This is a genomic window from Leadbettera azotonutricia ZAS-9 (assembly GCF_000214355.1).
Taxonomy (GTDB): Bacteria; Spirochaetota; Spirochaetia; order Treponematales; family Breznakiellaceae; genus Leadbettera; species Leadbettera azotonutricia.
In genome coordinates, this window is the sequence record NC_015577.1 from 2,719,119 (window position 1) to 2,731,539 (window position 12,421).

Here is a 12,421-nt window from a genome sequence, read left to right on the forward strand (position 1 = left end):
CACTCCCCCTCAATAGGGAATCACTGCCGCAGATGGGATCCAGCCTGACCTGCCGTCCATTGACTCGGCGTAGACCCATTCCCCCCGGGAAGACCTGATATCCACAGGCTGGCCTTCGCTGAACCTGGCATTCACGGCTCCCCCGCTTTCAGGGACCCGGTAAGCTGCGGTCTTTTCCAGCACCGCCGACCTTCCGCCCCCTGCATGCTGCATACGATCTCCCAACCCTCCCAACAGGAGGAGTATTGCCAACCCCCCTGCAACTACCAGGAGTGTTACTTTTTTATAACCTCTCTGGGTATGGGAGGTTACGCTGATTTTCCAAACAAGAACCCCTGCCGCAAGGAGTATCACCACAAGCCAGGAAAAGGCCGGCACTTTCCAGGGCCTCCACCTTTCATCCTCGGTAAAGCTAAAGCCCAGGCTTTGTTCCAGGTTCCTGCGGAGGACAGCCAGGGCAGCCCCCGGAAGGCTGTCCCTTTCGTTCTTGCGTATCAGGGCCAGGGCGCTTGCATAGCGGCCCTCTTCCCAAAGGATTTTAACATTTCCGGCAATCTTTTCATATTCCTTCCTGAACAAGGGGAACACATTGCCGGACAATTCCGGGAAGAGGGGCTTCATGGTTTCGTCGTTTTCTTCGGCAGCCGGCGATGGGGCAGCCGGCGATGGGGCAGCCGGCGATGGGGCAGCTTGGGTTGTGCTTGCCGCAGGGGCCTGGGCAGCAGCAGCCGGGGCGAGGGCTATGCTGAGGCGGGGCACTTCTAGGGAAAGGCCTTCGGCCTGGACAGGCAGAGGGCCAAGGACCAGGGCATCCCCTTCAAGGGGGATGAGCCTGAAACGATAACGGATTATGCCATCGGCGCCAGCGCCTTCAAAGGGCAGCTCTTCCATGATTGTATTTGCGGAGGTCTTTCCCTGAAGGAAAAAACGGGGAATGGGCTTCTGGAGATCCCAGTTATTAAGGGCCAAGGCGATATCCCCCGGAGCGCCAATGACAAGGGAAGAGGGAGGCGTTTCCCAGCGGAAAACCGGGGCATTGCGCCGGGAAGCCCCAGGCTCTGCAGCTATGCGGAGGCTGATGGTTCCGGTGGCGGCCCGTTTTCCTGCAGCGGTAACTTCGAAGGGTTCAATGGTAAGGGCGCCGGATGCCAGGGGTGTGAACAAAAATTCCACCGCCGTCCAGCGTGCAGGTTCAGGGGCAGGCCCTGATTCGTCGAGCCTTCCCGGATGGGTAATGTACCTGGCCTCGGTGCGTACGCGCTCCAGGATCAAGGTCGGGGGGAAACGGGGCGGCCTGACCGTAACCTGGGAGGCAAGGGGGTGGTCAGCCAGTATGGTAACCGAAAGGCTGCCCCTCACCACAGGGGAAGATGGGGAAGTCACGACCAGCACGTCCATAGGGAGGTATGCTTCCGCTGGCGCTCCGGCATCAGTATCAGCACTGCTGCCTGAAGCAGAAACCGAAGTTGCACTCTCCCCACCCTCCCCCGCTTCCTGGGATGAAACCAGAAAGCCCGGATTAATGAAGAGCATGGCCAGGGCTATTAATAGTCGGGGCCGGAAGTATCGTCTTCTTTTGCCCATTCCCTGCTTTTCCATTGATCCTGCTCCCTCTGGCGTAGGTAATTATAAAGTATGGGAGAATCTGAACCCTCCCCCGTATTTCCGGTTTCCGGAACCCCCTCGGCTGTTGAAGCCTGGGAGCTCGAAGCGCGGTCAAGGGTAAGTAGGCTCAGCTCCAGATTCCTCTTGGCCTCAATGCGGCTTCCGTCTATTTCCAAAGCGCCCCTGAACGCTTTGGCAGCTTGCTCATACTCCCTTTTTTCAAAATATATGATCCCTGAATTGTATTGTATCCTGTAACGGAGCTCGGGGTGATCTCCGCCCAGGGCCAGGACCTTTTCCGCAGCAGCATAGCGCTCCAGAGCAGCCTGGCTTTCTTCGAGCGCCCAGTAAGCAGAACCCAGCCCATACTCGGCGTAAGGGGCAGCGTCGTCGTAATCCATGGCTTTCAGATACGAAGAAATTGCCTCGGTGTATAATCCCCGGCTGTTAAAAAAATTGCCTTCCATGATGAGAAGCTTCCCCTCGGTGCGTGAACAGGAAATTCCGGACAAAGCGAAAAGGCAGAGGAGAACAGGAAAGATCTTCTTCTTCCTGCGGCCTACGCCAAGGAACCTCGAAACACCGAAACTCACCAGGGCTGCAAGCACAAAAAGCTGCCACCTGGCCTTGGACTCCCGCCTGTGCCCTGAAAGGCCTGAATCCGCCGACAGGGATTTAAAATAATCATGCAGTATCGCTGCTGCATCATTCCTGTTTCCATCGATATAAATACCGCCGGTTTTTTCAACGCTATTTTTAAGGAACTCCCCGCGCCGGGTACTTATCACAGGCAAGCCGTTGGCCGAAAGAAGAACCCCATTGGGCGCATCCGCCCCGGCTTCCACAGGCACGGGCCCTCCGTCCTCAGTGCCCAGGCCAGCGGCACAAAGAACAATGCCTGCATCCTGGGCCTTTTTCAAAGCACCTTCAAGGGTGCCTGAGTGTATCTCGCCATCGGTAAGGAGAAGTATACCCCGCCTGCCGGGCATATTATCCTTAAAGGCGCCCGAAGCTGCCGTAATGAGGGAATCGAGATCGGTGCCTGTGCCGGTAACAGCAAAACTATCAAGGCTGTCGAGGAAATTCAAAACCGCCTCCGAGTCGTAGGTGAGGGGAACCGCGAGTATGCCCCGGCCTTTTCCTATGGCTGTCCCGATGCGTATATCGTTCAAGCCAAGGGCTAAATCCCGGGCAAGGGCAAGGGCCCTTTCGAGGCGGGAAGCATTTTGCCCTGCGTCCTGGTTCCCCGGCAAGGGCGGGCAATCCCGCACGTTCATGCTTCGGGAAATATCCAGGGCCAGCACCACATCCACGCCCCTGCGGTAATCGGCTACCAGTTCTTCACCCCACCGGGGGCCCGCAAGGGATAAAATAAGGAAGCCCAAAAAAAGCACAAAGAAGCAATCGGAATATACCATGCGGGAGCGGTATTCTTTGACCAGGGCATCCTTTTTCCCGACAGAAGCAGAAGCCGCAAAAAGGTCGGCCGCATTCCTGCATTTCTGATAACGGAAGATCATCATTATTGCTATTGGAATTAGCAGTATTAGTAACAACAGAAAACGGGGGCTGTCAAAAATCATATTAAAGCCCCCAGTATATAACGCCTGATGAACCGCACCCCATATAACAGTATTAGGGCTAACACAATAAAAACTTCGTGGAAAGGTTCCTTGCGCCTCACTACCCCTGAACGGCGTATGGTCATTTCGCCCTGATCTACCTTTGCAAAGGCAGTCGCAAGGGCCTCTGCCGAAGGCGCCGCAATCCAGGTCCCATTCCCTTTTTCCGCAATAGACTTAAGGCTTTCAGGATCATAATGGGATTCGAAAGTGCCTGTCCGCCTCATTCTGGTATTCGGGTCGAGGTAATTGATGGGGATCTCCCCGCTGGAACCGACCCCTATGACCCAGAGTGAAATTCCCAAATCGCCCAAAAGGGATGCCGCGGCTTCAGGATGCACCGAGCCTGCGTTGTTCTCGCCGTCGGTGATAAGCACCACTGCCCGCCTCGGCGCCGAGGATCGCCTGAGGTGAAGGCCCGCGACAGCCAGCCCCATGCCCAGGGCTGTGCCATCCCCCAGTTCGCCGATAGCCAGGGTGTCAAGACGGGAATAAAGGCTTTCCCTGTCGGTGGTAAGGGGAACCAAAAGGCCCGCGTCCGCCCCCACAGCCACAAGGCCCAGGCCGTCCTGGGGCCGCCGGCCCGCAAAATCCCTCACCAGATCCCGGGCAGCATCAAAACGGCTCCTGCCGTTCATGTCCATGCCGGCCATGCTGGGGCTCACATCAACCACAAAAAATATGTCCGCGCCCCTGCTGAACCACACAGTTTCAGTGTAGATAAAGTGGGGCCCTGCGGCGGCAATAAAAAGGAATACAACCCCGGCCAGTTCCAGGGCATGCAGCATCTTCAATAAAAGCTCGAGGTTTACAGGCGGCTTGAAGGGTATGCCCCCCGGAGGTCCCAAGGGCAATTCCAGGGTGAAGAGAGGTTTGAACCTCCTGGAAAATATAAGCATGAGGGGGATAAAGATGACGGCCGCGGCCAAAAGGTAGGGCCTGTCAAACGCCGCGCTCATGAGGCTGCCTTCTCTGTCTTTGCGAGGGATAAAATAAATTCGTTGAGTTCATCCAGAACCTTCCGGAGATCCCCCTTGGCGATTTTTGATCCCGAAAAACGCAGGGTTTCCCACCGGCGAAAAAGGTCGCAGAGGTAATCGCCTTTGATGGAATCCCCTTTTGCCGAATCCCTCGCGGCAAGGCTGACATCCCTGAATTCAAGGGGCGTCAAAATCCTGCAGTTCACCCCGGTAAAGATGCTTAAGAATTCCCGGAATTCCCCTGAAAGAAGGGAGAAAAGCTCCATCTGCCGGTGGATGCTTCCTCCTTCGCTTTCGACCCGGAGCCTCCTCAAAAATCTGTCCATCACCCGGAGAAGCCGCTTTCTCCTCCATCTTTCCCTGAAGGCAGAAAAATGCTTCCGCCCCCAAATGCTCCCCCCGATCCCCAAAAAAACAAGCGCCAGGATTCCTGAAGCAGCCCCATAGACCAAAAGCCCCGTTCCCGGGACAGTGAGGGGCGCCGCAGGTTCAGCCAGGGCAGCTTCCTGGGGTCTCAGGATGGAAGCCACAGACGCTTCAAGCCCCGAAACCTGAAGCGGCTCTCCGGCAGACGAAGGTATCTCGATATCGGGAAAAGCGACAATGCCCGGCGCATAGGGAATGAAATCAATCAGCAGCCTTGTCCCGTTCCTCTGTTCCAGCTCAATCCTCGTGATAAGCACATCATTAGCCTTGGGCAGCAATTCAGGCGCGGTATGCGCAAAAGCCCTGGCAGCCAAAAAAGCCTGCCCCAGCTGCACCACCAGCCTTCCACTGTCGCCCACAAAAATAGTCTGGGGAATCAGATAAGGCGTCTCGGCTTTTTGGCTGTTGTCCTGGGCCCAGGCAGAATCCACAGGCGCGAGGCTGCACAGCAATACGCTTAATAATAAAACCAGGGGCTGCCGCTTCATCCCCGCCGCCTTTCGCTGAAGAAGCGTATCAGCGCGGCGGAGGCATCCTCGCCAGTGGAGATATCCAAAAGCGCAGCCCCGGATCTCCTGCAGATGGATTCCCAGAGACGGCGGCGCTCCTCGTGCCAGTCGGCCCAGGCATTGCGGAAACCCGCGAAGGAAGCGGGCGCCCTGAGCTTTAGGCCTGTCTCGGGATCTTCCAGAGTAAGAAGGCCGCCTCCGCTTATTTCTTTATCCAGGGGGCTGGAGATCCTCAGGGCTATGACATCGTGCTTGCGGGACATATCCCCCATTTCGTGTTCCCAATCAAGGCAGAGAAAGTCGGAAATCACCACCAGGAGGCTGCGTCGTTTTAGAAGCCGCCCTGCGCCGGTGAGGGCAATGCCCAGGCCCGTGCCCTTTTCTTTAGGGTGGTTTTCCAGAGCCGCGCTGATAAGGGCCATGGTATGGGGCTTCCCCTTGCGGGGCGGGAAGATGCGGTTAATGGTACGGTCGAAAAAAACAGCCCCCACCCGCTGGCCGGCCCTATCGGCAGAAAAGGCGACGAGCGCCCCAGCCAAAAGCCCCTGCTCATAGCGGGTAAGATCGCCGCCCCCGGAAGCATGCATGGAAGCGGAATTATCGAGGATGATGCAGACCATCATCTCCCGCTCTTCCCGGTACATCTTTACATAGGGGGTACCGAAGCGGGCGCTCACATTCCAGTCGATGGAACGCACATCGTCGCCCCGTTCATAGTGGCGCACCTCGTCGAATTCAATGCCCTGGCCTTTGAAGATGGAACGGTAATCCCCGGAAAGGAGATCCTCGGCCAAGCCTCCCGCAAGAAGGGGGAAGGTAGTAATTTTTGCAAGTAACTCGTGGCGATCCATTAAAAGACCATCAAGGCATGGGAACCAAGGTCAGGATTCGGGATATCACCGAATCGGGTTCAAGGCCGTCGGCCTCCGCCTCGTATGAAAGCACCAGCCTGTGGCGCAATACCGGAAAAGCCGCAGCCTTCACGTCCTCGGGGGTTACAAAGGAGCGGCCTTCAAAAAGCGCCCTGATCCTGGAACAGCGGTAGAGGGCCAGGGAAGCCCTGGGGCTTGCCCCGAAGGCTATGTAGCGGTAAATGCCCTCCCTGCCCGACCTGGCTGCCTTTTCCCGCAAAGGCCGGGAAGCGGACACCACCGAAACTATATAGCTCATGATCTGCTCATCGATAAAGACCGAATCCGCCGCTGCCCTGAGCGTTTCGAGGGATGCAGTGTCCAGCACCGTATTGAGCGGGGCGGATCTCGCCTTGTCGGCTTCATTATTTTCATCAGCCCTGTCGGCTGCACGGCTCGAAGAAAAGGGGGCCGCAAAGTCCAGTATCTTCAATTCCTCGGAAGGATCAGGATAGCGGATCAGCAGTTTAAGGAGGAAACGATCCAGTTCGGCCTCGGGCAGGGCATAAGTCCCCTCGTGCTCGATGGGGTTCTGGGTAGCCAGCACAAAAAAGGGGTCCGGGAGGGGATAAGAATTCTCCCCGATAGTAACCTGCCTCTCCTCCATTGCCTCCAGGAGGGCCGACTGCACCTTGGCAGGGGCCCGGTTAATCTCGTCCGCCAGGATCACATTGGCAAAGACAGGCCCTCTCCGCACCGAAAAGGAACCTGAAGCCTGTTCCCAGATGAGGGTGCCTGTAAGGTCAGCAGGAAGCAGATCCGGGGTAAACTGTATGCGCTTAAAAACAAGGCCCGTGATCTCTGCCAGGCTTTTGACCGCCCTGGTCTTGGCAAGCCCAGGGACACCTTCCAAAAGTATATGCCCCCCGGCTATAAGCGACATCAGAAGGCCGTCTATCATCTCGCCCTGGCCGACTATGCGCTTCGCCATCTCCCGCCTACAGGCATCCAGGAGCGCGGCAGCAGGAGCTGTATCAAAATTTTCGTCCATATTACTCCAGTATAGGCCATGAGTATGGGACTTAGCAATAACTTGTCCTTGACAATTCTTTCCTTTCTTAAGACAATTGTCTAAATATGAATCCACTAGCTATCGAACTCAACGCCGAATTGAACGGCACTGCTGCAGGGCGGCTTATGTCCAAGATGGGGAGCCGTCTTTATTTTCCCAAGGGCATCATCGCCCAATCCGCAGAAGCGAAAAAATCCGCCCATGCTGCCAATGCAACCATAGGCATGGCCTACAGCAAGGGCCTTCCTCTTATACTTTCCTCGATCGTATACAGCATGCCCACCCTCACGCCCGAACAGGCTGTGGCCTATGCCCCCACCGCGGGGGTAGAAAAGGTGCGCCAGGACTGGAAAAAGCTCATAGCCCAAAAGAACCCTTCATTGAACCCTCAAAACATATCCCTTCCCGTGGTGGTGCCGGGCCTTACGGCGGGCATCTCCTACATGGCGGATCTCTTCCTGGAAGAAGGGGGCGTCATGCTGGCCAGCGACCCCTGCTGGGATAACTACCAGCTTGTTTTTGAGGAGCGCAGGAACGCCCGTCTTAAGGGCATACCTTTTTTTTCCAAGGATTCTATAAAAGCATCCAGGCCAGGGCTCGACCTTGAAGCCATTAATAAAGCGGTAAAAGAAGAAGCCAAAACCGGGGCTGTGCGCATCATTCTCAACTTCCCCAACAACCCCTCGGGCTATTCCCCCACCAAGGCCGAATACGACGGCCTGACAAAAATTTTCAAAGAGGCTGCCGAGGCAGGGGCGGACGTGCTGGTGCTCTGCGACGACGCGTACTTCGGCCTTTTTTATGAGAATGATATTTACCAGGAATCCATTTTCAGCGCATTGGCAGGGCTGCACGAAAAGGTGCTGGCAGTCAAAATCGACGGCCCCATCAAGGAAGATTATGTCTGGGGCTTAAGGACAGGTTTTGTCACTTTTGGATCAAAGGGCCTCGGCTCGGCCCACTACGACGCCCTTGTCAAAAAACTCATGGGCGCCATACGCTCGTCGGTTTCCTGCGCCAATACCCCCGCCCAGTACCTCATAATACAGGCAATGGAAGATCCCAGGACCATCAGCGAAAAGGCCCGCTTTCAGGACATGATGCTCAAGCGCTACCAGGCAGTAAAACAATTTGTCGTGTCTCATCCGAACCACCCGAACCTGACTCCCCTGCCCTTCAATTCAGGCTACTTCATGAGCTTCCGCACAGAAGGCGTGAGCGCCGAAAAACTCCGCCAGGAGCTGCTTGCCAGGCACGGCATAGGGGTTGTGTCGTTGGGGGAGAGCTGTCTCCGCGTTGCCTTCGCGGGGCTGGATGAGGAGATTATAGAATCGACATATAAGGTGATTTACGATACCGCAGAGGGGATGGGGAAGGGGAAGGTATAGGCCAAACTTTCAGCCTATCAACAGTCTGCCTATGTCCTGCAATTCGGGTATCTGCATATAGAGGGGCTTGTGGCCCTTGGCGTCCTGTTTGTCCAATTCCACGAGGTTCACGTAGAGTTCGTTGAGCAGATCCGCAAAAAGCTGAAGGTTCGAGCCGAAGTTGTTCACCGCCATGTCGCGGAGCACCCGGTCCGGGCCTGTGGAGCCGCCGGAAAGCCGGTTCCTCAGGGTGGGGACCAGTTCGCGGCGGGTAATGGAGACAAAGCGGGCGGAGGCGGCAATCTGGCGGTAGAGTTCGTCCAGGAGGAAGCCCTGGTAGCGGAACTGCTCCATCTTTTCCGTGAGGATTTCGATGAGATCCCAGCACTGTTTTTCCAGGGAAAGCTGCAACAGGGCCGGGCGTATAAACCGGTTGGAGATATTTGACCTGTAATGTTCACCTATGCGTTCAATCAATCTGATAATCTGGGCGTCTCTAACCTGCAAAAATTGCCTCTCTGCATTCAATTATACTCTTTTTACCCCGGATTGACAAGCACGAAAGATGGGCAATAGAATTCGGTATGGCGAAATTCGATTCCCGGGCCCTGACAGGCCTTTTTGTACTTCTGGCTGTGCTTCCTGGTTTGGCCTCCTGCGGAAACGGCGATAACAGGGCAGCGGTTTTATGGACGGACAGGCCGGAATTCACTTTTTATGCTGAACAATTCAACGACAGCCAGGATAAATACAAGGTCGAAGCCCGTTATTTTGAGTCCCCTGCCCAAAAACTCACCGACGGGAACGAAAACCCCGACATAGTGGCGGCAAGCTGGCTTAAAAGCGCCTCCACCAGAGCCCTCTTCCTTCCCCTGGACAGCCTCCTGAACCGCGAAACCATTTCCCAGAGCGCCTTCTACCCCCGGCTCCTTGCCCTGGGCAGCATCGAAGGCAGGCAATACCTCCTGCCCGTAGCCTTCAATATACCTGCCATGGTTTTCGCACGGGATCACAGCCAGCTCCTTTCCAACCCCTTCACCATCGATATGGAGGAAATCATGGACAGGGGCAAGGCTTACAACACCGACACCAACGGCGTCTACACCCGCATGGGTTTTTCCCCCTCGTGGAACGATGAATTTTTGTTCATCGCCGTCACCCTCTTCAACACAGGCTTCAGGGAAGCCGCGCCCCTTGCCTGGGACCCCCAGGCCCTTGAACGCGCCCTCGTCTGGATACAGAAATGGATCAACGAAGCCAACACCAGCATACAGGCAGAGGATGATTTCGCCTTCAAGTACCTCTACGATCCCCCTGCCAAACTCGTAAGCTCCGGCCGTATCTTTTTTACCTACATGGATAGTTCCGAATTCTTTACCCTTGCGGAAGACCGGCGGACCAACCTCCATTTCCGCTGGATCGCGGAAAAAGATGTAATCCCCCTGGACGAATGGAGCGTCTACTACGGCATACACAAAAAGACAAAGGCAAAAAAAGCGGCCACAGCCTTTACCGAATGGTTCTTCCAGGCCGAAACCCAGCGCCGGCTTCTGGACGCGGCCAAGGCAAAACGCCTCCTCGAAAATTCCTTCGGCATAGGCGGCGGCTTCTCGGCCATGCGCACCGTAACCGAGCAAATCTTCCCCCACTTCTACCCCAGCCTCCTGGGCCACATGCCGCCGGAGTCTTTCCTCTCGCCGCCCAATATACTCCCCCGCAACTGGATGACCCTCAAAGAAAGGGTCATACTCCCCTACCTCCATGACAAGATACGCCATGCCGAAAGGGACGAGGTGCGGCATCTTGAACGGAGGATCACGGACTGGTACAGGCTGAACAGGGAATAACGCCGATCGACTGCCATAGAAATTCATGGCGGACACGGTTTATACTTTGGCGACAGGAGAATGAAATGCAAAAACGCTTTTCTTTTGCTATGATAGCGGCGCTTGTTGCTATTGCCGGGTTTATGCTTTCCGGCTGCGACATGGAAGCGTCTTCACTTGAAAATTTTGAGTACTATCTGCAGGGGTCCTGGGTATCCACAAGAGACCTATCCTCTTATTGGCCGCCGGAAGACCAAGGTCGTCTGGTGATTGGCTCTGGTTCCATTAAAATCATCGGGTACGTGCTCCCCTTCAACTTCGGATATACTAAAGACACTGAGCTTATAGGGTATTCAGAAGAATCAAGCTCGGACAGCAATGTAAAAAGAGGGACTATATTTATCAGGGAAAAAGGCACGTTAAAAAATGTTCCCTATGTGCGCTGGCCTACTGCCTCCAAGGAATATATGCTTACCGTGGGGACCGACCGCAACGAGGAAACATTCAGGAAAGAATAGAAGCTGCAGGGGCCGATTTTAAAGGTAATAAACATTCTTTTAATGACCCTTTGTTCTATTCATTTTTTCTAAATAATTGCGTTTTTTAGCCAAATATTGAATTCATCTTAACTGATGAATTTGTTGATTAAAATTCATCTTAACTGATGAATCCGATAATCCTGCCAATTAAAAACAGGACAAGGCCCGGTAGTCCCCGGATCTTTTCTTCTTCCTTTGTGTACCTTACTCAACCCCCATGCAGGTCCCCACGGAAACCGCAGTATCCACCATATAGTGATCCCTCGGCACGGTTTTGACTTTCCCCGCAGGGACGCTTAAATCCACCGAAGAAATCCCGTCACCCGAAAGGGCCACCATGCGGCCGTACTCGCCGCGGGCCAGCAAGTCCGCAGCGGCAGTGCCAAGGCTCGTTGCAAGCACCCGGTCCGAGGCGGAGGGTATGCCGCCGCGCTGGACATAGCCCAAAACCGTGGCACGGGTTTCCATGCCGGTCTCCGCTTCTATCTCCCTGGCGACACGGTAGGCTATGGAGGGGGTAACAGTTTCGGAGCGGTACTTCTTCTTTTCCTTTTTATCCATTTTGTCCTCGACGATTGAAAGGGCGCCTTCGGCGACTACCACGATGGAAAAGGTCTTGCCATCCCTGGCGCGATCTTCAAGGTGCCTGCCTATGACCTTGATGTCGTAGGGGATTTCGGGGATGAGGATGATGTCCCCGCCGCCCGCGACGCCTGCGTAGAGGGCAAGCCAGCCAGCCTTGTGGCCCATGAGTTCTATGACCATCACGCGGCTGTGGCTCTGGGCAGTGGAGTGGAGGCGGTCTATGGCTTCGGTGCCGATGGCCAGGGCCGAATTGAAACCGAAGGCGCGGTCGGTGCCCACAATGTCGTTGTCGATGGTTTTGGGAAGCCCCACCACGTTGAGGCCCTCCCGCGCCAGGAGGTAGCCTGTGGTGTTTGTGCCGTTGCCGCCAAGAATCACCAGGCAGTCGAGGCCGAGCTGGCGGTAGTTTTCCTTGATGGCTTCCACCTTGTCAAGGCTGACTTCCGTATCCCCATGGGCAGGGGGCGCCTTGAAAGGTTTTTCCCTGCCCGCGCCCAAAATAGTCCCCCCCCGGGTGAGGATGCCCGAAAAGTCATCGGGGCTCAAAACCCGGGAATCCCCTTCGATGAGGCCCCTGAAACCGTAGGCGATGCCGAGGGCTGTCATGTTGTAGCGGTCATGGGCTGCCCTGCAAACCCCCCTGATGGCGGCGTTGAGGCCGGGGCAATCCCCGCCCGCGGTGAGTATCCCGAAGGTCTTTGTGACGCTGGCCCTGAGCTTTCCCATGGATTCCCTCTTTTTCGCAGTATACAATAATTGCGCCCCAGAGAACACTGAACAAGAGCATGGGGACGCTTTTATAATCCCGGTTTTTGCGTTAAAATTCGAGTATGTCCCCGGCTTCAAAAACATCCCGCCCTTTAGCATTATGGAAGCGGATTTTTCCTGTCATCGTGCTATTCAGCTTGTTGCTATTCTCTTCAGCCTCCCCGGCTTCTCCTTCGCCGGGGGCTGCCCAGGTTGCGGTAAAATGGTCCCTTGTCATTGGGGCAAAGGACGGCCTTTACGGTCTCGACTCTTCAGCACGGCTTACAAAGCT

12 protein-coding genes are annotated in these 12,421 nt (G+C 55.6%); 3 read left to right on the forward strand and 9 right to left on the reverse strand.

Going from position 1 to position 12,421, the window contains the following annotated elements; all coding sequences use genetic code 11:
- Window positions 1–9 precede the first annotated feature (9 nt).
- The 6 genes from TREAZ_RS11885 to TREAZ_RS11915 are packed head-to-tail and all read right to left on the reverse strand — an operon-like array spanning window position 10 to window position 7,044.
- Window positions 10–1,599 carry an SH3 domain-containing protein gene (locus TREAZ_RS11885; protein ID WP_083820298.1) on the reverse strand — a complete coding sequence of 530 codons (1,590 nt, stop codon included), beginning with the start codon at window positions 1,597–1,599 and terminating at the stop codon, window positions 10–12.
- The gene (locus TREAZ_RS17890) at window positions 1,545–3,188 is read right to left on the reverse strand and encodes a VWA domain-containing protein (RefSeq protein WP_015712112.1); all 1,644 of its coding nucleotides are present in this window, start codon (window positions 3,186–3,188) and stop codon (window positions 1,545–1,547) included. Before TREAZ_RS17890 ends, TREAZ_RS11885 begins: the two co-directional genes overlap by 55 nt.
- Entirely contained in the window at window positions 3,185–4,186 is a 1,002-nt protein-coding gene (locus TREAZ_RS11900) for a VWA domain-containing protein (protein ID WP_015712113.1), read from the reverse strand. The genes TREAZ_RS17890 and TREAZ_RS11900 overlap by 4 nt, the downstream gene beginning before the upstream one ends.
- A complete protein-coding gene (locus tag TREAZ_RS11905; RefSeq protein ID WP_015712114.1) occupies window positions 4,183–5,121 on the reverse strand; it encodes a hypothetical protein in 939 nt (312 codons plus the stop codon). Before TREAZ_RS11905 ends, TREAZ_RS11900 begins: the two co-directional genes overlap by 4 nt.
- A complete protein-coding gene (locus tag TREAZ_RS11910) occupies window positions 5,118–5,993 on the reverse strand; it encodes a DUF58 domain-containing protein (RefSeq protein ID WP_015712115.1) in 876 nt (291 codons plus the stop codon). The genes TREAZ_RS11905 and TREAZ_RS11910 overlap by 4 nt, the downstream gene beginning before the upstream one ends.
- 10 nt (window positions 5,994–6,003) lie before the next feature.
- Window positions 6,004–7,044: an AAA family ATPase gene (locus tag TREAZ_RS11915; RefSeq protein ID WP_015712116.1), complete on the reverse strand. Its 1,041-nt coding sequence runs from the start codon at window positions 7,042–7,044 to the stop codon at window positions 6,004–6,006.
- An 86-nt stretch (window positions 7,045–7,130) separates the two neighbouring features.
- Between TREAZ_RS11915 and TREAZ_RS11920 the strand changes: the two genes are divergently transcribed.
- The gene (locus TREAZ_RS11920) at window positions 7,131–8,453 is read left to right on the forward strand and encodes an aminotransferase class I/II-fold pyridoxal phosphate-dependent enzyme (protein ID WP_015712117.1); all 1,323 of its coding nucleotides are present in this window, start codon (window positions 7,131–7,133) and stop codon (window positions 8,451–8,453) included.
- Window positions 8,454–8,462: 9 nt separating this feature from the next.
- Here the strand turns inward: TREAZ_RS11920 and TREAZ_RS11925 are convergent, their stop codons facing one another.
- On the reverse strand, window positions 8,463–8,939 hold the full coding sequence (locus tag TREAZ_RS11925) for a hypothetical protein (protein WP_043923491.1): 477 nt from the start codon (window positions 8,937–8,939) through the stop codon (window positions 8,463–8,465).
- Window positions 8,940–9,016: 77 nt separating this feature from the next.
- On the opposite strand from TREAZ_RS11925, the gene TREAZ_RS11930 reads away from it, so the two are divergent.
- Together TREAZ_RS11930 and TREAZ_RS11935 are read left to right on the forward strand one after the other, a co-directional pair.
- The gene (locus TREAZ_RS11930) at window positions 9,017–10,279 is read left to right on the forward strand and encodes an extracellular solute-binding protein (RefSeq protein ID WP_015712119.1); all 1,263 of its coding nucleotides are present in this window, start codon (window positions 9,017–9,019) and stop codon (window positions 10,277–10,279) included.
- A gap of 65 nt (window positions 10,280–10,344) precedes the next feature.
- Window positions 10,345–10,776 carry a hypothetical protein gene (locus tag TREAZ_RS11935; RefSeq protein WP_015712120.1) on the forward strand — a complete coding sequence of 144 codons (432 nt, stop codon included), beginning with the start codon at window positions 10,345–10,347 and terminating at the stop codon, window positions 10,774–10,776.
- Between the two features lie 225 nt (window positions 10,777–11,001).
- Here the strand turns inward: TREAZ_RS11935 and TREAZ_RS11940 are convergent, their stop codons facing one another.
- Both TREAZ_RS11940 and TREAZ_RS18265 read right to left on the reverse strand, forming a co-directional pair.
- Window positions 11,002–12,108, reverse strand: a complete 1,107-nt coding sequence (locus TREAZ_RS11940) for a 6-phosphofructokinase (RefSeq protein WP_015712121.1) — start codon at window positions 12,106–12,108, stop codon at window positions 11,002–11,004.
- Window positions 12,109–12,199: 91 nt separating this feature from the next.
- Window positions 12,200–12,367 (reverse strand): hypothetical protein, encoded by a 168-nt coding sequence (locus tag TREAZ_RS18265; protein ID WP_015712122.1) that lies wholly within the window; start codon window positions 12,365–12,367, stop codon window positions 12,200–12,202.
- Between the last annotated feature and the right edge of the window lie 54 nt (window positions 12,368–12,421).